General features: G+C 66.5%; 23 protein-coding genes and 1 tRNA gene. 16 read left to right on the top strand and 8 right to left on the bottom strand.

All coding sequences use genetic code 11. The features are described from left to right. Positions 1-2: 2 nt before the first annotated feature. From CU_RS09390 to CU_RS09380, 3 genes are all read right to left on the bottom strand, one after another. A tRNA-Pro gene (locus tag CU_RS09390) sits at positions 3-76 on the bottom strand. A gap of 135 nt (positions 77-211) precedes the next feature. Continuing rightward, a complete protein-coding gene (locus tag CU_RS09385; RefSeq protein WP_041628631.1) occupies positions 212-1,180 on the bottom strand; it encodes a metallophosphoesterase in 969 nt (322 codons plus the stop codon). 208 nt (positions 1,181-1,388) lie between these two features. Next, a complete protein-coding gene (locus tag CU_RS09380) occupies positions 1,389-3,569 on the bottom strand; it encodes a transglycosylase domain-containing protein (RefSeq protein ID WP_012361106.1) in 2,181 nt (726 codons plus the stop codon). Between the two features lie 524 nt (positions 3,570-4,093). Between CU_RS09380 and CU_RS09375 the strand changes: the two genes are divergently transcribed. The 4 genes from CU_RS09375 (at position 4,094) to CU_RS09365 (ending at position 6,206) form a co-directional block, all read left to right on the top strand. Then, positions 4,094-4,477 carry a WhiB family transcriptional regulator gene (locus CU_RS09375; protein ID WP_012361105.1) on the top strand — a complete coding sequence of 128 codons (384 nt, stop codon included), beginning with the start codon at positions 4,094-4,096 and terminating at the stop codon, positions 4,475-4,477. 184 nt (positions 4,478-4,661) lie between these two features. Continuing rightward, complete coding sequence (locus tag CU_RS10680) at positions 4,662-4,817, top strand: DUF4177 domain-containing protein (protein WP_095075344.1); 156 nt, start codon at positions 4,662-4,664, stop codon at positions 4,815-4,817. A 2-nt stretch (positions 4,818-4,819) separates the two neighbouring features. Beyond that, positions 4,820-5,308, top strand: a complete 489-nt coding sequence (locus tag CU_RS09370; RefSeq protein WP_012361103.1) for a RidA family protein — start codon at positions 4,820-4,822, stop codon at positions 5,306-5,308. 34 nt (positions 5,309-5,342) lie between these two features. After that, positions 5,343-6,206, top strand: coding sequence for an MBL fold metallo-hydrolase (locus tag CU_RS09365; protein WP_041628534.1), 864 nt, complete (start codon positions 5,343-5,345; stop codon positions 6,204-6,206). Between the two features lie 176 nt (positions 6,207-6,382). Here the strand turns inward: CU_RS09365 and glxR are convergent, their stop codons facing one another. Then, a complete protein-coding gene (gene glxR, locus CU_RS09360) occupies positions 6,383-7,066 on the bottom strand; it encodes a CRP-like cAMP-activated global transcriptional regulator GlxR (protein WP_012361100.1) in 684 nt (227 codons plus the stop codon). A gap of 58 nt (positions 7,067-7,124) precedes the next feature. On the opposite strand from glxR, the gene nth reads away from it, so the two are divergent. Genes nth through CU_RS09340 form a run of 5 tightly spaced genes read left to right on the top strand, consistent with a single transcriptional unit; the run spans position 7,125 to position 10,798 of the window. Continuing rightward, entirely contained in the window at positions 7,125-7,922 is a 798-nt protein-coding gene (gene nth, locus CU_RS09355; RefSeq protein WP_043951942.1) for an endonuclease III, read from the top strand. Positions 7,923-7,926: 4 nt separating this feature from the next. Beyond that, positions 7,927-8,394 carry a hypothetical protein gene (locus CU_RS10995; RefSeq protein WP_231837667.1) on the top strand — a complete coding sequence of 156 codons (468 nt, stop codon included), beginning with the start codon at positions 7,927-7,929 and terminating at the stop codon, positions 8,392-8,394. After that, complete coding sequence (locus tag CU_RS09350) at positions 8,360-8,776, top strand: TlpA family protein disulfide reductase (protein ID WP_231837798.1); 417 nt, start codon at positions 8,360-8,362, stop codon at positions 8,774-8,776. Before CU_RS10995 ends, CU_RS09350 begins: the two co-directional genes overlap by 35 nt. A gap of 4 nt (positions 8,777-8,780) precedes the next feature. Further along, the gene (locus CU_RS09345; protein WP_012361098.1) at positions 8,781-9,593 is read left to right on the top strand and encodes an NUDIX hydrolase; all 813 of its coding nucleotides are present in this window, start codon (positions 8,781-8,783) and stop codon (positions 9,591-9,593) included. Between the two features lie 11 nt (positions 9,594-9,604). Beyond that, on the top strand, positions 9,605-10,798 hold the full coding sequence (locus CU_RS09340) for a MarP family serine protease (protein ID WP_012361097.1): 1,194 nt from the start codon (positions 9,605-9,607) through the stop codon (positions 10,796-10,798). A gap of 42 nt (positions 10,799-10,840) precedes the next feature. On the opposite strand, the gene CU_RS09335 is transcribed toward CU_RS09340, so the two are convergent. Both CU_RS09335 and CU_RS09330 read right to left on the bottom strand, forming a co-directional pair. Continuing rightward, complete coding sequence (locus CU_RS09335) at positions 10,841-11,710, bottom strand: alpha/beta fold hydrolase (protein ID WP_012361096.1); 870 nt, start codon at positions 11,708-11,710, stop codon at positions 10,841-10,843. Between the two features lie 88 nt (positions 11,711-11,798). Further along, positions 11,799-12,317: a phage holin family protein gene (locus CU_RS09330; protein WP_012361095.1), complete on the bottom strand. Its 519-nt coding sequence runs from the start codon at positions 12,315-12,317 to the stop codon at positions 11,799-11,801. 111 nt (positions 12,318-12,428) lie between these two features. On the opposite strand from CU_RS09330, the gene CU_RS09325 reads away from it, so the two are divergent. Further along, positions 12,429-13,223, top strand: coding sequence for a Fic family protein (locus CU_RS09325; protein ID WP_173362325.1), 795 nt, complete (start codon positions 12,429-12,431; stop codon positions 13,221-13,223). Positions 13,224-13,252: 29 nt separating this feature from the next. On the opposite strand, the gene CU_RS09320 is transcribed toward CU_RS09325, so the two are convergent. Then, positions 13,253-14,149 carry an HAD family hydrolase gene (locus CU_RS09320; protein ID WP_012361093.1) on the bottom strand — a complete coding sequence of 299 codons (897 nt, stop codon included), beginning with the start codon at positions 14,147-14,149 and terminating at the stop codon, positions 13,253-13,255. Between the two features lie 304 nt (positions 14,150-14,453). On the opposite strand from CU_RS09320, the gene CU_RS09315 reads away from it, so the two are divergent. From CU_RS09315 to CU_RS09290, 6 genes are all read left to right on the top strand, one after another. Then, on the top strand, positions 14,454-15,506 hold the full coding sequence (locus CU_RS09315; RefSeq protein WP_231837666.1) for a hypothetical protein: 1,053 nt from the start codon (positions 14,454-14,456) through the stop codon (positions 15,504-15,506). Continuing rightward, entirely contained in the window at positions 15,493-16,791 is a 1,299-nt protein-coding gene (locus CU_RS09310; protein WP_012361091.1) for a TadA family conjugal transfer-associated ATPase, read from the top strand. The genes CU_RS09315 and CU_RS09310 overlap by 14 nt, the downstream gene beginning before the upstream one ends. Then, on the top strand, positions 16,788-17,948 hold the full coding sequence (locus tag CU_RS09305; RefSeq protein ID WP_012361090.1) for a type II secretion system F family protein: 1,161 nt from the start codon (positions 16,788-16,790) through the stop codon (positions 17,946-17,948). Before CU_RS09310 ends, CU_RS09305 begins: the two co-directional genes overlap by 4 nt. Before the next feature lie 151 nt (positions 17,949-18,099). Further along, on the top strand, positions 18,100-18,375 hold the full coding sequence (locus tag CU_RS11055; protein ID WP_012361089.1) for a DUF4244 domain-containing protein: 276 nt from the start codon (positions 18,100-18,102) through the stop codon (positions 18,373-18,375). Then, complete coding sequence (locus CU_RS09295) at positions 18,376-18,696, top strand: hypothetical protein (RefSeq protein ID WP_012361088.1); 321 nt, start codon at positions 18,376-18,378, stop codon at positions 18,694-18,696. It abuts the gene before it with no gap. Then, a complete protein-coding gene (locus CU_RS09290) occupies positions 18,674-18,979 on the top strand; it encodes a flp pilus-assembly TadE/G-like family protein (RefSeq protein ID WP_012361087.1) in 306 nt (101 codons plus the stop codon). The genes CU_RS09295 and CU_RS09290 overlap by 23 nt, the downstream gene beginning before the upstream one ends. A gap of 193 nt (positions 18,980-19,172) precedes the next feature. On the opposite strand, the gene CU_RS09285 is transcribed toward CU_RS09290, so the two are convergent. Then, positions 19,173-20,636 (bottom strand): lipase family protein, encoded by a 1,464-nt coding sequence (locus CU_RS09285; protein ID WP_012361086.1) that lies wholly within the window; start codon positions 20,634-20,636, stop codon positions 19,173-19,175. Between the last annotated feature and the right edge of the window lie 155 nt (positions 20,637-20,791).

Raw genomic sequence — 20,791 nt, 5'->3', positions numbered from 1 at the left:
TGTCGGGATAACAGGATTTGAACCTGCGACCCCCTCGTCCCGAACGAGGTGCGCTACCAAACTGCGCCATATCCCGGTCATAGGCTGCGAGGGTTCTTCTGCCAGATGATCCGGCCGGAAGATCTCCGCAACGGTTCCTTACTATAACGCGTGATCCCCGGAAGGGAAAAACCGGGGTGGGTTTAAGGGTTAAGAACGCAGCTCGTGCCCGCTAGTCCTCCCGCTCCACCACGTGGATCAGCGTCGCGGACGGGCGGCAGAAAATCCGGAAGGGAACGTACTTCGAGTTCCCCAGGCCGTTTGTCACGTGCAGCCACGTCCGTTCCGTCCACCGGGACAACCCTTGCGCGCGGGACCGGTCGATGCCGCAATTCGTCACGATCGCCCGGCTCCCCGGCAGGCACAACTGCCCGCCGTGAGTATGTCCGGAGAGCACCAGCTGATAACCATCGGCCGCGAACTGATCCAGCACCGCCGGCTCGGGGGAGTGCGACAGCCCGATGCTCAAGTCCGCATCCGCATTCGGAGCACCCGCCACCTGCGAGTAGTCCGCCAGGTCGTGGTGCGGGTCATCCACGCCCGTGACTGCGAGCCGGATCATCTTCGGCTCCCCACTTCCTACCGGCGCATCGGTCCCCAGCGGGAACTCCAGGCGGGCGTGGGTGGCGTCCTGCCAACCGTGCTCGAGGAACGCCGCGCGCATACCGCGCCATGGTAACTGCACGCGCGAAGGCTTGCGCTTCTTGCCCAGCAGGTAGATGAACGGGTTGACCGGCTTCGGTGCGAAGTAGTCATTGCTGCCGAATACGAACACGCCCGGGCGCTCGAAAAGCGGACCCAGCGCGCTCAGTACACCCGGCACGGCCTCGTCCTCGCCGAGGTTATCGCCCGTATTCACTACCAGGTCCGGGTCAAGCTCGATGAGACCTGCGACCCACGACTGCTTGAGCCGTTGATCCGCAAGCATGTGGAGGTCAGACACGTGCAGGATGCGCAGCGAATCCCAGTGCGAGGGCAGCGTGCCCGGCTCCAGCAGTGGGACGGTGACTTCCTTCAGCTCGAACTGCCGAATCTCACGGTTCGCCGCGAGCAGCACGCCGGCCCCTGCTGCCACGAGCCCCGCGACCCCAGCGCCGATTGTTCGGCTCACGCGCGCTGCGGTGCGGTTGCCGTTCCCCATCTTTTTCTTGAGGACGTCAATCCCCAGCGGGGCGCTCGGCTTACCCACCACCCACGGCGTTCGGGGCAGGCGGGCACGGAACTTCGAGGTCTTGCGCTTCAACACGGGCTCAAGTCTATCCGCCGCTCGCCAGTAACAGGTGTGCCGCCCGCTATAGCCGACCATCTCCAGCCGCCACTAGGCCTCCGGGCGAACCCCAGCCCCCGGACTAGCGCTGGGAGCCGGCCGCCCCGCCGTCGGCAAGTTCGCCAGAGCCTTTCTTTTGCTTCTGCCGCACGGGCGGCAGTTTCTTGCCGCCATAAGAGTTCACAATCGGGCCGGCGGCGGTGAAGAAGCTCCGGGCAGGTTCGTTGCCGCCGTAGAGGTTGCCGGAGCCGCATTGGCGAACTGGGGAGGTGCACAGGCTCGAGGCGGTGCCGGAGTCGTTGAAGATATAGCTGCTGCCGGCGACGTTCTGGGTGAAGCCCAGGAAGGCGGCAGAGTTGCTGGTCTCGGTGGTGCCGGTCTTCGCGGAGATCGGGCCGCTCCAGCCGGTGGCCCGGGCGGCATCTGCGGCGGTGCCATTCGATACGTCACCCGCCATGCCATTGGCCAGCGCATTGGCGACCGCCGGGTTGAGCACCTTCTCGCAGTCCTTGCGGGGGATCTCCACCTTCTTCCCCGAGGCATCCGTCACCGAAGAGACGGGAGAGGGCTCGCACCAGCGGCCCTGATCCGCGAGCGTGGCGCCGACGTTCGTCAGCTCCAGTGGGTCCACCGGGGTGGGGCCGAGTACGAAGGAACCGGTCTGCTCCTCTTTAATGCGCTGCGCGATGGATTTATCCCCGGAGGTGCCCTCCTCCGCGTAGCTGCGCAGCCCCAGTTTCACGGCCAAGTCGACGGTGCGCTCCAGACCCACATCCTGCAGCATCGAGATAAAGGGCGTGTTCGGGGAGGTTGCCAGCGCCTCCTTCAGCGTCATGGAGGACTTATAGGGGCCGACGTTTTCGACGCAGTACTTGCCCGGCGGGCAGCCGGCGGCACCGCCGTTGCCGAGACCATCGACCTCTACCCGGGGCGGGACGTTGAGCTTGGTCTCCAGCCCCATGCCCTTCTCGATGGCGGCAGCGGCGGCGAAGATCTTGAATACTGAGCCCGCGCCGTGCCCCTGGAGGGAGTGCGGCAGCGGCAGAACAGTTTCATGATTCTCCTGGTCCAGCCCGTATTTCCGGGAGGACGCCATGGCGATGACCTCGTGGGAATCCTCAGTCGGTGCGATGAAGCTCAGGGATTCAGACACCCCGGGCTGTCCGGGGGCCACATTGCTCCGGGCGGATTGCACAGCGTGCTGCTGTGCGGCCGGGTCCAGGGTGGTGGTGATGGTGTAGCCGCCGCGGGCAATCTTTTCGTGGTTGAAGCCCTTCTCCTCGAGCCAATTCAGGACGTAGTCGCAGAAGAAACCATCATCCCCGGCGGCAAGGCAGCCATTGGGTTCACCGGCAGGCTTTTCCGTGATCCCCAGCGGCTCGGCGGCCGCGCTATCGGCCTGCTCTTGGGTGAGGGAACCGTTATTGGCGCGCGCCTGGAGCACCTGGTTGCGGCGGGTCAGCGCGGCGTCCGGGTTATCCCACGGGTCCAGCGCGGAGGTGGACTGGACGACCCCGGCGAGGAGTGCGGCCTCGGCGTCCGTCAGCTTCTCGGCGGAGTGGTCGAAGTAGGTGCGGGCGGCGGCCTCGACCCCGTAGGCGCCGCGGCCGAAGGAGATGAGGTTGAGGTAGCGGGTGAGGATCTCGTCCTTGGAGAAGCGTTCGTCGAGATTGCCCGCGAGCTTCATCTCCCGCAGCTTGCGGGCCAGGCTGGTTTCGGTGGCGGCGGCGCGCTCGTCGTCGTTCTTGGCGCTGATCAGCCACAGGTAGTTCTTGATGTACTGCTGGTTGAGGGTGGAAGCACCTTCTGCGACCCCACCGCTGGAGAGGTTGGCTGCGAGCGCGCGGGCCGAACCGCGCAGGTCCACCCCGTTGTGTTCGTAGAAGCGCCGGTCCTCGATGGCGACGATGGACTCCTTCATCGCGGAGGAGATCTTGTCCGCCGGGACGTCGAAGCGCCGCTGGTCGTAGATCCAGGCGATGGCGTTGCCCTCGCGGTCCAGAACCGTGCTGGCCTGTGGGAGGGACTTTTTGGTCTCGATGTCCGCGAAGTTGGCGTTCATCGTGTTCGCGGAGGAGTTCACCACCGCACCGCCGAGGCCGGCGAAGGGAAGCATCCCCAGGGCAAGGAGCATGGCGATACCGAGCGTCGCGCCGATCAGCTGAAGGGCCGGCCTGGGCCGGGCGCGGTCGGGTGCTGCCGTGTTTTGCTCGTTGTTCTTCTCCACGCGACACACATTAGTCGACGCGTCGGACGCCCTCATTGTGTCTAAAGCGACCGCGGCTGAGGTGTGGGATGGCAAGGTGCGGCTGGGGGACGCGTGGCGGGGGAGGAGCTTACTACCCCCGCTGAAACTAGTTTTGCGCAAACAAATATTCGCCGATATTTGCCTGGCTTTTCGGGGTGAATTATCACGTGCGGGGAAGTCCGGCAGGAAATGTGGGGCGCATCACATTTTAAAGGTATTTCAAGAAAACTCTGTCCTGACGTGCATAAACCGGCCATGACCTATTTTCGCGCCATATGCACGGTGTGTTCCTGCGGTCTGTCGAGGCTGTTTGCGCGAGTTGTGCTAGTCGTGCGTGACCTATGAAAAGTTTTGCTTCGCTGAAGTACCCCCGGCCCTGTTGTGCATTAGACATCCAAAATGTGACCCCCGTAACATTCTGGGCAATGCTTCGACAGGCTATGCAACACATCCTGTTGATCGCTGAGGAAAGAGCAAGCACATCAGTTCCCCAAAGAACATCGAAACGAAGAACGTTAGATCCAGCTTGGAGGCGAAGAATGGCTGAATCCCGCTCCCAGTCCCGACCAGCAGCAAAGCCCGTGCGTCAGACCGTGAAGCAGCTGACGACCCGCGAGTCTTTCAAGAACCGCGGTGAATGGATTACCCACGCACACTGCCGCAGCGTGGACCCAGAAGAGCTTTTTGTGAAGGGTGCAGCACAGCGCAAGGCTGTCGCTATCTGCCGTCACTGCCCCGTCGTTCTGCAGTGCCGCGCCGATGCCCTCGATAACAAGGTGGAGTTCGGTGTCTGGGGTGGCATGACGGAGCGCCAGCGCCGTGCCCTGCTGCGTCGCCGTCCGGATGTCACCGATTGGGCCGACTTCTTCGCTGGCCAGCTCGAAGCTGCCGCCGCGCAGCGCGAGGCCGAGGGGCAGGACTAAGCCTCCTCTCAATAGGGCCACACCCCGGCCCGTCATAGTTTCGCAGTAGCTGGAAGCTAACCGATGTGCCTGCAGCTCCCCCCGGCGGGAGAGGTTCTAAAACCTCCCCGGCCGGGGATTTTTCTGTCTATAGTCCCCAGCTCGTCCGCGCCATAACTCGCGCGCGATCGCTATGCTCGAGGGCATGAAGAAATGGGAATATGTCACCGTGCCACTGCTCACCCACGCGACCAAGCAGATCCTCGATAACTGGGGCCAGGATGGTTGGGAGCTTGTCTCCGTCCTGCCAGGTCCGACCGGCGAGCAGCACGTCGCCTACATGAAGCGAGAGCTGGACTAACCATGGCCAAGTCTCAGGTTCCAGCTCGGCTCGACGAGCTCGGCATCGAGCTGCCGCCCGTCGCGGCCGCCGTCGCGTCTTATGTCCCCGCCGTCCGCTGCGGCGACGTCGTCTACACCTCCGGTCAGCTGCCTTTCGTTAACGGTGAGCTGCCGAAGCTCGGCCTCGTCGGCGAGATCGGCACCCACACGGGAGCCCAGGTCAGCCCGGAAGAGGCCTACGAACTGGCCCGCATCGCCGTGCTCAACGCCGTGGCAGCCGCCGCCGCAGAGGTCGGCCTCGAGAACATCGAACGCATCGTGAAGGTCACGGGATACGTCGCTTCCGCCACCGGCTTCGGCGGTCAGCCTGGCGTCGTCAACGGAGCGAGCGACATCCTCGGTGAGATTTTCGGTGACGCTGGCCAGCACGCCCGCGCCGCCGTCGGTGTCGCAGAGCTGCCACTGGGCTCCCCAGTGGAAATCGAGATCATCGTTCAGGTACGTCAATAGGCCTTTAGCCGCGAGTTTTCGTAGAATTAGAGTTATGCAACATCCCGCGTACAGTCAGCTTCGCCCGGTCACCGAGAATGTCGGTGTGGTGTTGGCGCCAAACCCCAGCTATGCAGCGCTCGAAGGCACGAACTCTTGGGTAGTTCGCGGCCCGGGGGACCCGGTCTCGGTCGTCATCGATCCGGGTCCGCAGGACGAGGGGCACCTCAACGTCCTGCACAGCAAGGCGGTGGGGGAAAGTATTGGCGCTGGAACCAGCGGCGAGGAAGGCCCGCAGGCCACCATCGGCCTCGTGCTCCTCACGCACCGTCACAACGACCACTCCAACGGTGCTCAGCGCTTCCGTCAGCTCTCTGGCGCACCGGTTCGCGCCTTCGACGAGCACAACTGCATCGCCGCCGAGCCGCTGAAGGATGGCGAGATCATCCGCATCGAGGGGCTCACCCCGACGATCGAGGTCCTGCACACCCCGGGGCACACCTCCGACTCCGTGTGCTTCCTCATCCACTCCAAGGGTGGCTCCGATGACTCGGACGTGGAGGCGATCATCACCGGCGACACCATCGCCGGCCGCCACACCACCATGATCTCCGAGACCGACGGCGACCTTGGGCTCTACATCGAGTCCCTCCAGGAGCTGAAGCGCCGCGGTGTTGGTGTGCCGCTACTACCGGGCCACGGCCCGGACCGTGAGGACACCAGCGAGCTCGCCGAGCGCTACATCGAGCGCCGTCAGCACCGCCTCGAGCAAGTCCGTGAGGCGCTGGCCAAGCTCGGCGAGGACGCCGACGTCATGGATGTTGTCGACGAGATCTACACGGACGTGGACCCGGTGCTGCGCGATGCCGCTGCACAGTCCACCCGCGTGACGATCGACTACCTGAAGAAGCAGCAGTAAAAGCGATAATGCCTAGCGAGTGGAAAACTCGCTAGGCATTGATGCGGGGTGACCAGCCACGGGCTGGTCTTTTTTATGCGCCGGCCGTGCGGGTCGCTGCAGATCCGGCGCGGGGAGCTGGTGCCGTTGTGGTGCGCCAGGCGGCACCGGTGCGATTATGGCCCGGCGCCGGAGAGTTAGTGTGCGCGGCGTGCGAGGCGCTCGGTGTCCGCGATGAGAACCGACTTGCCTTCCAGGCGGATCCAGCCGCGCTGGGCAAACTCCGCCAGTGCCTTGTTCACGGTCTCGCGGGAGGCGCCCACCAGCTGGGCGATCTCCTCCTGGGTGAGGTCGTGGTGCACACGCAGCATGCCGTTTTCCTGGATGCCGAAGCGGTTGGCCAGCTGCAGCAGCGCCTTGGCCACGCGGCCCGGAACATCCGTGAAGATCATGTCTGCGAGGCTGTTATTTGTGCGGCGCAGGCGGCGGGCCAGCACGCGCAGCAGCTGTTCAGTGATGCCCGGGTGATCGGCGATCCAGTCGTGCAGCATCTGGGAGGTCATCACGCCAGCGGAGACCTTCGTGACGCACACTGCCGAGGAGGTACGTGGGCCCGGGTCGAAGATCGAGAGTTCACCGAACATGTCCGAAGGGCCCATGACGGTCAGCAGGTTCTCGCGGCCGTCCGCGGAGTGACGCGCCAGCTTCACCTTGCCGGAGGTGATGATGTACAGGGTGTCGCCCTGCTCACCCTCCTCGAAGATTGTGGTTCCGCGCGGGAAGTCGACGGTCTCCAGCTGCTCAACCAGAGCCTGCACGGCCTCGGGGTCTACCCCTTGAAAGATTCCAGCGCGGGACAGAATCTCGGTGTTCTCTGCCATCTGTTCCTTACACTCCCACTTGACGACGTTTAACCGGACTCACACTACAGTAGTAGCCATGCCGAAAACCTCAGCGCCTCGCTTGCCGAAACCTGGCAGCCATCGCGCCGCAGATCCTTCGCATGTGGAAACCCCGCTGGCACTCAAGCGCCGAGCGAGGAAACTCAACCGCACGCTCGCGCTTGGCTATCCCGATGCTCATGCGGAGCTCGACTTTTCGACGCCACTGGAGCTTCTCGTAGCAACAGTCCTATCTGCACAGTGTACCGATGTGCGGGTAAATAGTGTGACGCCGGTCCTATTTTCGTTATATCCCACCGCAGCCGACTACGCCGCTGCGGACCCCGAGGAACTCGCCGAGGTCATCCGGCCAACGGGTTTTTACCAGGCCAAGACCCGTTCCCTCATCGGGCTCGGCACGGCCATCGCCGAGAAGCACGGTGGCGAGGTCCCCCGCACCCTCGAGGAACTCGTCGCCCTGCCGGGGGTGGGCCGAAAGACCGCAAACGTTGTGCTCGGCAATGCCTTCGGCGTGCCCGGCATCACCGTGGACACCCACCTGGGTCGCCTTGTGCGCCGTTGGAAGCTCACTGACCAGGAGGACCCCGTCAAGGTGGAACGCGAACTCATGGAACTCATCGAGCCCAAGGAGTGGACCATGTTCAGCCACCGCGCCATCTTCCACGGCCGCCGCGTCTGCCACTCCCGCAAGCCAGCCTGTGGCGCCTGCTTCCTGGCCTGGCAATGCCCCAGCTTCGGGCTGGCCGGCACGCCGGACCCGGAGGAAGCGATGACCCGCATCACCTCGCCAGACCGCGAACACCTGCTCGCCCTGGCCGGATTCGGAGAGGATTAACGCCATGGCCACCACCCCTTCGTCTTCCCATCCCCACGGCACTGCTCCAGGTCACGGTGCGTCCGACGGAAACGCCGAGACCAGCGAAGACGTCGACGTCACCCGCGGTTCCGGGGACGATGCCGACGCGTCGCGTCCGCGTGTCCTCCTGCTCGTTATCGCCATCATTATCGGCCTCCTCGTCGCTGCAATCCCACTGGTCGCGGGAGTGATGAGTGGCGGTGAGGACCAATCCGGCGCACAGTCCCAGCAGCAGGCCGAACCGGGCATGGTCGGCGGCGCCGGCTCGGTCTCCGGTGCTCCAGGTGACCCCGGCGGCGAGGGTGACGCGGACGCGGACCCCGGCCCCGAACAGCCAGTTAGCATCAAAAAACCCCCGAAACTGTCCCGCCCCGGGCAGCGGAGCGCACCCCGCCCCAGACTCCGAGCTCACCGGCATCGAGCTGCCCTGCCTCAGCAGCGGCAAGAATGAGACCGCCGACCTTGGCGCAGCCTTGGCCGGTAAACCCACGATCATCAACGTGTGGGCCTGGTGGTGCGAGCCCTGCCGCCGCGAGCTGCCCCACTTCGACAAGCTCGCCAAGCAGCACCCGGAGTGGAACGTCGCCGGCGTCCACCTGGACAAAAAATCCCAGGCAGGGGCTGACTTCCTGGACGAGCTGAATGTCACGACCATGCCCGTCTACGCCGACCGCAGCCACCGTTTCGACACCGCAACCAGCCTGCCGAAGGTCGTCCCCATCACGGTGGTCTACCGGGCGGACGGCACCCGCGCGCAGATGTACCCCCAAGTCTTCCGCGACTACGAGGAACTCGAAGCCGCTGTGAATGCCGCCCTGAACGGGCAGAATTAATACCATGCCCTATCCCTTCGAAGACTGGCGCGCCGCCATCGCCACCCAACCGCCACTCGCCGCTGACCTGCCCGAATGGCTCACCAGGCTGGCCACCGCCGCGCGCAGCGGCAGCGTCCACGAGGCGCTCAATGATCCCGCGCGCCACGTCCCGGAAACCAACGAGGACGGCGTGCCGCCGCGCTACTCCGCCGTGCTGATCCTGCTCGGCGGGGACCCCGACTACCGCCCCACCGCGATCCACCCCTTCCCGGAGGACGCCACCGTCGTCCTGACCCACCGCGGGGTGGACATGCGCAACCACTCCGGGCAGATGGCCTTCCCCGGCGGCGCTTGGGAGCCCCAGGACGCCACCCCGATCGACACCGCTGTCCGCGAGGCCGTCGAGGAAACCGGCCTCAACCCCGAGGGCGTGGAACCCGTGGCCGTGATGGACCCGGTGTACATCGACCGCACGAACTTCGCGGTCGTGCCGGTGATCGCCTACTGGCGGGAGTTCTCGCCCGTCCACCCCGCCACCGTGGAAAACGACTGGGTCCAGCCCGTGGCCATCCGGGAGCTCGTCCACCCGGATTACCGCTTCAAGCTGGGCTTTGCCGGCTGGTCAGGGCCCGCCTTCGACGTCTCCGGGATGGTGCTGTGGGGCTTCACCGCCGGGGTGCTCGACGCCCTGCTGCGCCTCGCGGGCTGGCACGAGGACTGGGACGAGGAGACCCAATTCGATCTTTTCCGTACCCTGGAACAATCCCGTAACGGCGAATCTCGCGCCCTGCGCGCGCACTTCGTTGCCGAGGGTAAGAAGGACACAGGAGAGTAGAAACCCCACCCATGATCGTTGATATCGCGCTCGTGATCTGCGCCCTCGCCGCCTTTTTCTCCGGGCTGCGGCAAGGCGGGGTGGCCGCGCTGCTGAGCCTGGCGGGCGTGCTGATCGGTGGCTATCTGGGGCTGCAGGCCGTGGGGCCGGTTGTCCGGCTTATCCAGGATGAGGGCACGGAAGGCTCCCGCCTGGTCATTGCGCTGCTCACCCTCGCTGCCTGCGTGGTGATCGGTTACCTCCTGGGTTCCGGCATCGGGCAGCGAATCCGCGACAACATCCGCACGCGCCAGCTCTACCGGGCAGATTCCGCCGTGGGCTCCTTGGTCGCCGTCGTCACCGCCATGGTGGTGATGTGGATGATCGCGGTGCCCGTGCTCAGCAGCCAGGACTCCCGCATCGCCCGCGAGGCGCAGGATTCTCGCATCATCGCCACCATCGGCGAGGTCGCGCCCAACTGGATGCGCACCCTGCCTGCTCGCATCAACGCCCTGATCAACCGCAGCGAGATCCCCGCGGTCACCGACCCCTTCGCCTCAGTCACGAAGCGCGAGGTCCAGCCGCCGGACCCCGCACTGCAGGACCTTCCGGACGTCGCCGCCATCGGGCCGTCCGTCGTCAAGGTCGAGGGAATCGCGGAGCAGTGCAGCCGGATGCAGCAAGGCACCGGATTCGTCGTCGAACCGGGAGTGGTGATGACGAACGCGCACGTCGTCGCGGGGACGAACAAGGTCACCCTGTCCACGGTCAACGGTCCGGTGGACACGGACGTCGTCTTCTACGATCCGGAGCACGATATCGCGTTGCTGCGGGCCACCGGGGAGCTGCCGCTGCAGCCGTTGCGCTGGGCGGATAAGCCCGCCGTTTCCGGGGACGACGCCATCGCCCTGGGCTACCCGCTGGGTGGGCCCTTCAAAGCGGCCCCGGTTCGCGTGCGTGAGCAGATGCGGATCGCGGGACCGAATATCTACGCCAACCAGCGGGTTGAGCGCGAGGCGTACTCGCTGCGCGGCAAAATCGTGCAGGGTAACTCCGGCGGGCCTCTGGTCGCCCCGAATGGGGAGGTGCTGGGGCTGATCTTCGGTGCGGACTCGAATGAGGCGGACACCGGCTACGCACTGACGAAGAAGGAAGTGCTGGAGCGCGTGGGGGATACTGCCCGGTGGAGCTCGCCGGTGGATACGCGCAGCTGCGTGGCTGACTAGGGCGCAGTTGCTTAAGTGTTGTTGAGCCGCTGAGGCGCGCGGTTAGTCGGTGGTGAGCAGCTCGGCGCGGAGCAGTTCTGCGACTGTGACGGGGTCCTCGATGTGCGGGTAGTGGCCGACGCCGTAGATCAGCTCAGCCCGGGAGCCCGCCGCGCCGCGCTCCAGTGAGCGGGCCGCGAGTTCGGGGGAGTAGTTCGGGTCCATCGACCCGTCGATTGCTAACACCTGGGCCTCGATGCGGCGCGGGATCGTGCGGTCGAAGATCCGACCCTCGGGGCGGAACCGGGAGCGGAACGCCCAGCGGCGGTATTCGCTGGCCAGGTGCGCGACCTTATCCACCTGCATCGCTTCGCGGCGCTTGATGGCGAACTCGCGGTAGATGGGGGTGTCGCGGAAGCCCGGTGCCACGCCGGTGCGGAAGATCTTCTCGGCCGTGGCGGCGCCGTCCTTGGTCAACGCGCGTTCCGGGAGGCGGGGGAGCTGCGCAAACAGGGTGCCCCGCGTGTGCCGCCAGCGCTGTAGCGGGCGAGAGAATAGGAACTTCGCTTGCTCGGTGGGGTGGGCGGAGGAGAGTGTGATCAGCCGGTCGATGCGCTCTGGCTCGTGGGCGGCCATCGTCCAGGCGACGAGCCCGCCGTAGCCGTGGCCCACGACGTGCGCGCTGCTGTACCCCAGGCGGCGGATCACACCGGCCATGTCGGATGCGGCGGTCGTCAGATCGTAGCCGCGGGGCGTTTTATCCGAGCGGCCGTAACCCCGAAGATCCACCGCAGCCAGCCGCAGCGGGGCGCCCTCCAGCTGGGCGAAGAGCGGTTCGAAGTCGAAGTAGCCACCGCCAAAGCCGTGGATGAACAGCACCAGTGGGTTCCGCTCGGTTGATCCCTCGGGCTTGACCGGCCCCTGGAGCAACACATGCAAACGAACACCCCGCGAATGCACGAATGTGTGCTGCGGGGTGTTCGGGGAGGGAGTGCTCACGGGAAGCTACGCGTGTGGGGGCCTAGGTGAACAGGCCCGGCTCCTTGGTGGCCACGGCGTTGCTCTCGGTGTAGCGCTCCTTATCCGGGGTCAGCTGCTTGAGCTCGCCCAGGGAGTTGATCGTCTTCTCTGGCTTCTTCGCGCCCTTGAGCTGCTTCACGCCGACCAGCGCCAGGATCGCGGTGAGCACAGCCATGATCAGGAAGACCACGAGGAAGGCCAGGGAGCGTGGCATGAAGTGATCCAGCAGCCACGCCAGGGCGAGGAAGAGGAAGAAGGAGGAGTAGGCGATGATCACGCCGGCCGCGGCGAACAGGCCCACGCCCAGGCCGACCTTCTTGCCGGACTGTGCGATCTCGGTCTTCGCGAGCTCCACCTCGGAGCGGATGAGGGAGGAGGCTTGTGCGGTGGCGTCCTTCACCAGGTCGCCGATGCTCCCCTGCCCCTTCGGGCGGGTGTCCACGTCGGACAGCGGGATAGCGTTGACATGAGGGTTAAAGCTATCGCTATCGGTGAATAGGCCTTCGCTCTTATTGCTCATGATCGATACTCCTGACAATTAACGGTCAATATTCTGCGCAGAAATTACTGCACACCATTTTGCCAGACCATTGGTCAGCGTGGGGCGGTGGGGTGAATTATTGTGGTGGCCATGTCTGCTGAAGGTCGTTTCACTACCGATCCCCTCGCCCCACTCGCCGAGCTGCCCGGGGTGCCCGAGGCCGTCGAGAGGGCCTCCGACTTCATCGCCCGCGCGCACCGTCACCCCGCCAACCTGCGCGGCTGGGACGTCACCGGCTCCGAGTCCGTGCTGCGTGGGGCGCGTGCTTCCGCCCAGCTGGATGGCGGCACCCCGCGTCTGCCCGAGGACGGCCAGGTGGAAGACCCAATCCTGGCTGGTTCCCTGCGTGCCGCAGAGCTGCTCGCCCCGGATGGCATCGCGGAGACCCGCACCACCTGGCAGCGCGCCCCGATGCAGGTGATCGCGAAGATCAACGCGGTGGCTTCGCCACAGATGTCGGATGAGAACTTCCGCGCGAAGGCCGCCCACAATGCGGAGTTCCTCGTGCCGGGCCGTCCGAAGCGCGCCACTGATGGCCGCCTGCAGCTGCTCGGTTCCCTCATCGCCGGGGGTACGAAGGTTAATTCCGTGGTGCTCTCCGCCATCATCCACGGCGAACTGCTCACCCTGGAGCCCTTCGCCGACGCCAACGGGGTCACGGCCCGCGCCTGCTCCCGGCTGGCGACCATCACCGGCGGCCTGGACCCGCGCGGGCTGGGCGTGCCGGAGGTGTGGTGGAACCGCCACCGCGATGAGTACCGCGCGAAGGCCGCGGCGTTCGCGAAGGGTGGTTCGGAGGCGATGGCCGAATGGATCATCTTCCACGCCGAGGGGTTGGCAGAGGGCTCGCTGGAGGCGAAGTCCATCGCCGACGCGAAGCAGTAGCTGCCTGGTTGGGGTGCTCCCAGCTGGTTCTATGAGGCGCGGCGTGGCATGAGGCGCGCCAGGAGCGGCGAGGCGCTGGCGGAACCGACGTCCTGAGCACGTTGGCGCAACCACAGGACTACGCCGGTGGCGGCCGCACCGAGGAACGCGAGCGTCCCCGCGCCTGCCAGGACCTTCCCCGGCTTGAAGAGGGGCTCGGGCTTGCTGAAATACTCGATCGGCCAGTCCCGCTCGCGGGCGATCTTTCGCAGCTGGCGGTCCGGGTTGATCGCATAGGGGTGGCCGACCGCCTCAAGGAGCGGCAGGTCGGTGTGGGAATCCGTGTAGGCGTAGCTGCGGGAGAGGTCGTAGCCGCCGCGTTCGACGAGCTCCATCAGCTTGTCCACCTTCGCCTGGCCCTTGTTGAAGTGCAGGACCTTGCCGGTATACGTGCCGTCGATCTCCTCGAGCTCGGTGGCGATCAGATAGTCCGCCTGGAGCTCGCGGGCGATGGGGTCCACCAGGACGCGGGCGGATGCGGTGATGATGGCGACGTCGTGACCCAACTTGTGGTGCTCGAAGATGAAGTCGCGGGCCTCGGCGTAGACGTACGGGATCAGCACCTCCTGCAGGGCGTCCTCCGCGATGGCACGCAGGGAGGCCGCGGGGCGGTTGCGGATCATGGAAGACAGGGCGTCCTTGGTGGCGTCCAGGTTCTCATCCGTGTGGGTGGTCAGCATGTAGCTGAACAGCATTGCGCCGATGCGCAACATTTCCCCCGTGGTGATGATCCCGCGCTTGGCCATCGGGCGACCGTAGGCCATGGAGGCGCTGGTGTCCACGATGGTTTTATCCAGGTCGAACACCGCGAGCGTGCGCCGGGCCGAGCGCCCTGGGGCTGTCCGGCGGCTCGCTGTGCGGTTGCTGATCCTGGGTAGAGGCGTCACGGCCTCAATTCTAGGTATCAATATTCACAAAAGTCCACAGTTTTCACAGTGTTGGTGGGCTGTTGCGGGCGCGCGACGCGGTGGGCTGAGGAGCGGGTGGTGTGGCCGGGCGGGGTTGTCCACAGAAAAATCGGGTCCTGGGGGCTGCAGTGGGGTGCAAAGCGGGCCCGGCGGACGGCTATCCACAGACTGTTCGCGGGCCTGTCGGTGCCCGGTGCCTGCGTGTGAGAGTGAAGCCATGAATGCATGGGGGAGCAAGCTACTTCGATCAGACCGAGCGCGGCACGCTGAGGCGCTGCGGGGCATGCTGCGCACGCCGGTGATCGTGGACGTGGCCGACCACGATAGTGCTGATGCCGTGGCCATGGCTGTCGCGGCGACCGGGCGGGAACAGCTACGCCAGGACGAAGCAGAGTCTAAGTTTCCGAACGGTCAACACCTCTGGCTGCGCCGCATCGACGACGCCCTGCTCGGCGCTTTGAGCGAGCCCGTGACCGCTGGTGGGGCGCTGGAACTTGCCGAGGAGCTGGGAGTGATCGACACTCCCCGCGTCCACGTCCACGGCGTCCAAGGTGGGGCGGGCACCAGCAGCCTCGCGGTACATCTCGCGCTGGCCCTGGCGCACTGCCTTTCTCAGGACGCCACCCCGGTGAGCCTGGTGGACGCCGATCCGGATTCGGTGGGGCTCGACCTGCTGTGTGGCTGGGAAGGCGTGCCGGGGCGGCGGCTGGGTGAGCGAGGCATCGGTGAGCGCGGCCTCGGTGCGCGCGGCGGCGAGGGCATTCCAGTAGAGGGATGGCCGGTCGCGCCGGGCGGGTCGGGACTGAGGTTCCGCTCGCAGCGGCTCGATGCTGCGGGTGGTCGTCCGGAACCCAACACGGACCGTGGGCTGGATCGCCCCACAGCGGGAACTGCGGACTATCCCCTAAGAGGAGTCGCGGTGGTGGACCGCGGGCGAGTGAACCCGATGGCGGATGTGCGGGAGGGTGCTTCAGCGCCGGAGGACGACGGAGTGAGTGCGAGCAACGGGGCTGCTGACCTCGTGGTGTGCGTGACTCGCCCGACCGTCGCGGGGGTGCATGCGCTGGGCCGCCGCCTGGCGGAACTGGACGCAGTGGATGTGCCGGCGGTGGGCGTCCTACGGGAGGAAGCGGGGCTGGAGACTCCGATCGCGCTGCGGCAGATGCTGGGCAGGCAGCCAGTGGAATTGTGGCCGTGGGACGGGGCGATCGCCGCGGAACCGCTGGAGGGGTGTGCGGGAGAGGCGAGCGTCCAAGACCTGCAGCTCGGCGTGCGCATCTTGGGGCACCTGCCGGGAGCGAGCGCGTGGGGGAGTGGACGCGATGTGGATTGCTGACGGGCTCAACAAGCTGCGCCTGATCCCGGGAGAGGCTGCGGCAGATTCAGCCGGGGAGCCGGGCGCTGCGACAACGGTGGCCGCCGATCATTCTTTTCTGGATAAGGTGCGCCACCAGCTCGCAGTGCAGGGTGCCAGGCAGGCCAGCGAGGCCGAGATCCTGAGCGCGATGGAGGCGGTGACCGGGGCGGCGTCGTATAAAAACATCCCGGATACCGTGCGGCAACTGCAGGATATCCAGCGGGAACTGTCCGGCCTGGGCGTGTTGACCGAGGTGCTTGCGGAGCCAGGCGTGACCGATGTGGTGGTCAATCCCGACGGTGCGGTGTGGGCTGATCGGGGGCACGGCGTCGAGCGCACCCCGGTGAGCCTCGCACCTCCCGAGGTGCGGGAACTCGCGGTTCGCCTCGCCGCAGTGTGCGGGGTGCGGCTGGACGACGCGCGGCCATTCGCCGACGGCATCATCGACGACCTGCCGCCCGGGATTCCAGCGGCGGCCCTGCGGGTGCATGCGATGCTTTCGCCGCCAGCGCGAGGTGGAGCGTGTGTGAGCCTGCGGACACTGACGAGGGGGCGCCTGAGGCTGGAGGATCTCTGCGAGGCAGGAATGATGCCCGCCGAAGTGGGCGACATGCTGCGCAGGCTCGTGCTCGCGCGCAAGAATCTGCTGGTCACGGGTGGTACGGGTACGGGGAAGACGACCTTGCTCGCCGCTCTGCTGGGCGAGGTTCCTGAGCATGAGCGCATCGTGGTGGTGGAGGATACCCCGGAGCTCATGCCGACCCATCCGCACGTCGTGGCCCTGGCTGCGCGCGAAGGAAACGCTGATGGTGCGGGCGAGATCGGGATGCAGCTGTTGTTGCGGCAGTGCCTGCGCATGAGGCCGGACCGGATCGTCGTGGGTGAGGTCCGTGGCGCGGAGGTCGCGGACCTATTGATTGCGCTGAATACGGGGCACGCCGGGTCGGCCGGCACGATGCACGCCAACTCGGTGGCTGCGGTGCCGGGGCGGCTGGCCGCGCTCGGGGCGATGGCGGGGATGAGCCCGCAGGCGCTGCACGCGCAGGCTGCCGACGGGATTGACGTGGTTATTCACCTGGAACGAGCTGGTGGGCGGCGGCAAGTGGCCACGATCGCGGTGGCGGAGAGGGCACAGGAAGAGGTGAAAGGCGGGCTAGCAGCGGGAGCGTCGGGAACGGCGCCGGAAGAGCATAAGCCCCGTGAGCTGCGGCTTCGGCCGGTGTGGCACGGGCGTCCCCGCGACGGTTGGGAGGGGCTGCCATGACCTTATTGATCGTGTTGACGCTGACCGCCGTCGGCTCGATGGGGGCGTTCACCGGCTACCGGGTGGGCGTACGGATCCGCGACGGGCGGGTCCAACGCCGGCAGCTAGAGCTGTTCCGGGATCTCGCAGACAGCTGCGCCCGGGAGGTCGCCGCCGGGGCTCGGGTGGCGGACGCGGTGGAGTCCGCGGCTGCGGACTGCGAGGGGGACGAGGCCGACGCGGAGGGAGATACCGGGACGAGGCTCGGCGGGCAGCTGGCACTTGTTGCGGCCCAGGTCCGCCTAGGCGCTCTCCCCACGGCGGCGCTGCGGGACCGGGGAGAGGTCGGCTCCGAGGGCGACAGAGATGGGGCAAGCACGGGGAATGGCTCTGCTGAGCTGGTGGCCCAGGACGTTGAGGAGTTCTGCGAGCTATGGGAGCTTGCCGAGCGCACGGGCATGAGCTTCGCGCCACTGGCGGACAGTATCGTCGCGGATCTGGAAGCGCACTCTGCCCAGCAGGAGAAAACCGCAGCGGCGATGGCCGGGGCCCGGCTCACGGAGGTGCTGCTGCTCGCGATGCCCGTGGGGGCGGTGGGTATTGGCCAGAGCATGGGGCTGGATCCTGGCGGCATACTTTTCGGCAGCGTGATCGGGCTTGGCCTCCTGCTTGTTGGGGCGATGCTCGCCTGTACTGGTGTGCTGTGGACCGAGGCGCTGACCGCCAAGGTGCTGGGTGGGGTGGGCCGGCGCGCCGGGCCCACCGGCCAGGCTCTGGTCGTCGCCCGGCACCTGGACATCTTTGCGCTGGCCCTGGCTGCAGGGCTGCCGGTGGCCAAAGCATGGGGAGTAGCGGTCGGGCCAGGGGAGGGGCCGGCCCACGATGTCGAGCCGCTGCTCCAGCTGGGGGCAGGCCCGGCGGCCTGGGAGCCACTGAAAAGCCACGAGCACTACGGCCCCGTGGCACGCCAGGCGCTTCAGCAGACCAGGGCCGGGACCAGGCTGGCCGAAGGCGCAAAGGCCCAGGCTCGGCGCATCCGTCAGCACAGCCTGAACCAGGTCGAGGCGGGTGCGGAACGCGTGCTCATCGCTGTCGCCGCACCGCTGACCCTGTGTTTCCTGCCGGCATTCGTGCTCATCGGTTTGGTGCCACTGGTCATCGGGCTGGCGGGGTTCTAAGGCCGGCGGGGGCGACGTCGAAAACAAAAAAGGAGGGGGATCAAAACGAGGGCAAAGCATGAAGGCATGAGGGAAATAGGCATACGCACAACGCGACACAAGAACGCCAAAGAAAATACACCGAGGAAATGACACCGAAAGGGAAAGAACAATGACCATGAACACCAAGAACAATGCCGCGCAACCGGAGATCGTGGTTGCGGAGACGTCCAGCGGGCTGAGTGCGTTTCAGCGCGTGGAGCTGTGGATTCGGGGTGCTGCGAGGGCGCAGTACGAGGACGAGTCTGGGATGAGCACGATTGAATACGCGCTGGGGTGCGTGGCTGCCGCGGCGCTCGGAGCGCTGCTGTACACGGTGGTGACGTCGGATGCAGTGGAGAGCGCGCTCAGCGGCATCTTCGAGCGGGCCCTAAGCGAAGGTAAGTAGATGAACACGGTGGAGGGGGCATCCGTGTTGACCGCCATCGCCGTGACCGTCGGCCTGCTGGTCGCGGGGCTCAGCACGCTAGCGACCAGCATGGCGGCGCACTCGAGCGCCCGGGATGTTGCGCGCATGGCGGCCCTCGGGGTGGACGATGGCGAACTCACCGGCCGCGAGGGGGAGACGGTGGAGATCACGCGCTCGCCCGTGGGGGAAACACCGTGGTCCAAGGTGACGGTGCGGCTGACAAAGCAGGCCCCGCTGTTCGACGTCACCGTGGAGGAATCGATCCTGGAGGAGCCTGATGCCGACAGCAGCGGGAGTTAGCTCCGTCCTGGGGCTCATCGCCCTGTGCGGGGTGATCGTGCTGGGATTCGGGCAGATAGACGCGCACCAGCGGGCGGTGGTGGCCGCCGACTTGGTGGCGCTGTCTGCTGCGCAGGCGCACGTGGCCGGCGACGCGGATGCTTGCGGGATTGCTGAGATCTTCGCGCAGGCGAATGCCGCGGAGCTGGTGGGCTGTCAGGTGGGGCCGGAGGGGCCGGACACCGTGGGCGTGGAAGTTTCAGTGAAGGGGCGGCACGCCTCGGCGGTGGCAGGCCCGATGTGAGCCTCGTGGGGGCCGCGGGAACCTCGCGCCCCCAACATCCTCGCGACGCCCCTCGCGGGAACCCCGCGCCCCGTGGGGCCCCAAGGGCACCGCCCCTCAGTGTGTTTTGCAGAGTTTGATGCCGGAAATTGGCTGAAAAGCGGCATTAAACTCTGCAAAACGCATCGATGCGGCGGGGCGCCGGCGCTACGGCCTAGGACTTCGCGGGGGTGCCCGACGGCTCTGCGGAACCGAGCGAGCCGACGGGGCCGGCAGCGGCGTCGTCGTCGAAGATGGACTTCAGGAACGGGGTGGAGTGAACCTGGGACGCCGGCACCGTGCCACCGTGGTCCGTCGGGTACCAGCGGACCTCCACGCGCGCATTGCGGGGGCTGCCGGAGAACTGCTTGAGCCACATTTCTGTGTTCAGGGAGAGCCCGATCGGGGTGGGGACGTCCATGTCCGCCAGGCCGTGGCCGAGGAAGACCGGCCGGTCGTAGCCGGTGGTCGGGGTTGCCATGTACTTCCGCAGTGCCTCCGGTAGGCCAGGGACGGCCCGCAACGGCTTCTTGAAGGCTCGGGCGAGGTTGGTGCCGCGGACGGCGTCGGCGGTCTCGGAGAGGCAGCTCTTCAGGGAGGCGTCGACCATCTTGCGGCCCTCCTCGGTCAGCGCGGAGTCGACGTCGATATCGGGGTTGGCCTCGCGGAATCCGGCGAGAATGTACAGCGCGTAGCTGTTCAGGCCCGCTGGCAGCGGGATAGCCGGGAAGGTCGGGCCGCCGGCGAGCACGATCTCCTCGATATAAGCGGGCGCGCCGGTGGCGACGGCGCCCCGGAAGTCCAGGCCCGCTGGCTGGGAGCGGGACGTCGCACCGTGTGCCACGTTCAGTGCCGCGCCACCGCCCTGGGACTGGCCGATGACGGCCCACTTCTTGGAGAGCACGGGTTGGCCCTTGTTCTCTGTAGGCAGCGCTTCAGAAAGATCGGCCTTGTGGGCGGCGATCACGGAGTCAACGACGGAATCCGCGGTGGCCTGCGAGTTGAGGTAGCTCATGAGTCCCGGGGTGCCGAGACCCGCGTAGTCCGTGGCGACGATGGCATAGCCCTGGGAAAGCCAGTGATTGAGGTACGCGCTATCGCGCTCGCCGCGGTCGTTGATGCTGGGTGCGCAGACGTCGTCCATCCCCACCGTGCCGTGGGCCCAGGCGAGTACCGGCCAGCCGCCCTCGGGCGGGGTGCCCTTGGGGAGGAAGATCGCCCCCGTGGAGGCCACGACCTTTCCGTGCTGGTCAGTGGTGGAGTGGGCGACGCGGTACTGGGCGCCCGCGTTGGCCAGGCGCAGGGACTCGTCAAGCGGGACCTGCGCGATGTGCTCGCCCGGGGTTGCCGGGACCGAGCTCCACGTGAGGCCGGAATCCGCAGTGGGCTTGGTGTACGGGGCTGGGTCGCGCATTGGATCGCCGAGGTTGACCAGCGGGCGCGGGGTGGTGTCCGCGATGGAGCCGAAGACCTGAGAGGAGCCCGCGTTGGGATTCCCGGCCCCGCCAGTGGAGGAGCCAGGGGCAGCGGAGGCGGCCCCGCTCCCCGCGGCAAGAACCCCGAATGCCAGGGTTGCGGCGCTCAGCGCGGCGGTGGTTCGGCGGGTGCGAGTGCTCAGTGAGCGAGGAAAGGCGGGCATCGGCGTTCCTTCCAGGTCATTAGCTTCGGGAGCAAAAATACTTGGTGATCATCACAGTAGCTGCCCCGGTTTGTCTGCTTCGCCGGTTTCGCTGAAAGGTTCGCGATGTCCGGTGGTTTCGCGCTGTGCCATTGCATTGCGCCCTCGCGCTCTGG

This window comes from Corynebacterium urealyticum DSM 7109 (genome assembly GCF_000069945.1).
GTDB classification, from domain to species: domain Bacteria; phylum Actinomycetota; class Actinomycetes; order Mycobacteriales; family Mycobacteriaceae; genus Corynebacterium; species Corynebacterium urealyticum.
This window is presented reverse-complemented; position numbering and strand designations above follow the sequence as displayed.

What these genes read in the sequence shown, in the direction of transcription:
- CU_RS09385 (WP_041628631.1), bottom strand. Translation starts at nt 1,180, where the DNA reads ATGGGGAACGGCAACCGCACCGCAGCGCGCGTGAGCCGAACAATCGGC.
- CU_RS09380 (WP_012361106.1), bottom strand. Translation starts at nt 3,569, where the DNA reads ATGAGGGCGTCCGACGCGTCGACTAATGTGTGTCGCGTGGAGAAGAAC.
- CU_RS09375 (WP_012361105.1), top strand. Translation starts at nt 4,094, where the DNA reads ATGGCTGAATCCCGCTCCCAGTCCCGACCAGCAGCAAAGCCCGTGCGT.
- CU_RS10680 (WP_095075344.1), top strand. Translation starts at nt 4,662, where the DNA reads ATGAAGAAATGGGAATATGTCACCGTGCCACTGCTCACCCACGCGACC.
- CU_RS09370 (WP_012361103.1), top strand. Translation starts at nt 4,820, where the DNA reads ATGGCCAAGTCTCAGGTTCCAGCTCGGCTCGACGAGCTCGGCATCGAG.
- CU_RS09365 (WP_041628534.1), top strand. Translation starts at nt 5,343, where the DNA reads ATGCAACATCCCGCGTACAGTCAGCTTCGCCCGGTCACCGAGAATGTC.
- glxR (WP_012361100.1), bottom strand. Translation starts at nt 7,066, where the DNA reads ATGGCAGAGAACACCGAGATTCTGTCCCGCGCTGGAATCTTTCAAGGG.
- nth (WP_043951942.1), top strand. Translation starts at nt 7,125, where the DNA reads ATGCCGAAAACCTCAGCGCCTCGCTTGCCGAAACCTGGCAGCCATCGC.
- CU_RS10995 (WP_231837667.1), top strand. Translation starts at nt 7,927, where the DNA reads ATGGCCACCACCCCTTCGTCTTCCCATCCCCACGGCACTGCTCCAGGT.
- CU_RS09345 (WP_012361098.1), top strand. Translation starts at nt 8,781, where the DNA reads ATGCCCTATCCCTTCGAAGACTGGCGCGCCGCCATCGCCACCCAACCG.
- CU_RS09340 (WP_012361097.1), top strand. Translation starts at nt 9,605, where the DNA reads ATGATCGTTGATATCGCGCTCGTGATCTGCGCCCTCGCCGCCTTTTTC.
- CU_RS09330 (WP_012361095.1), bottom strand. Translation starts at nt 12,317, where the DNA reads ATGAGCAATAAGAGCGAAGGCCTATTCACCGATAGCGATAGCTTTAAC.
- CU_RS09325 (WP_173362325.1), top strand. Translation starts at nt 12,429, where the DNA reads ATGTCTGCTGAAGGTCGTTTCACTACCGATCCCCTCGCCCCACTCGCC.
- CU_RS09315 (WP_231837666.1), top strand. Translation starts at nt 14,454, where the DNA reads ATGCTGCGCACGCCGGTGATCGTGGACGTGGCCGACCACGATAGTGCT.
- CU_RS09310 (WP_012361091.1), top strand. Translation starts at nt 15,493, where the DNA reads ATGTGGATTGCTGACGGGCTCAACAAGCTGCGCCTGATCCCGGGAGAG.
- CU_RS09305 (WP_012361090.1), top strand. Translation starts at nt 16,788, where the DNA reads ATGACCTTATTGATCGTGTTGACGCTGACCGCCGTCGGCTCGATGGGG.
- CU_RS11055 (WP_012361089.1), top strand. Translation starts at nt 18,100, where the DNA reads ATGACCATGAACACCAAGAACAATGCCGCGCAACCGGAGATCGTGGTT.
- CU_RS09295 (WP_012361088.1), top strand. Translation starts at nt 18,376, where the DNA reads ATGAACACGGTGGAGGGGGCATCCGTGTTGACCGCCATCGCCGTGACC.
- CU_RS09290 (WP_012361087.1), top strand. Translation starts at nt 18,674, where the DNA reads ATGCCGACAGCAGCGGGAGTTAGCTCCGTCCTGGGGCTCATCGCCCTG.
- CU_RS09285 (WP_012361086.1), bottom strand. Translation starts at nt 20,636, where the DNA reads ATGCCCGCCTTTCCTCGCTCACTGAGCACTCGCACCCGCCGAACCACC.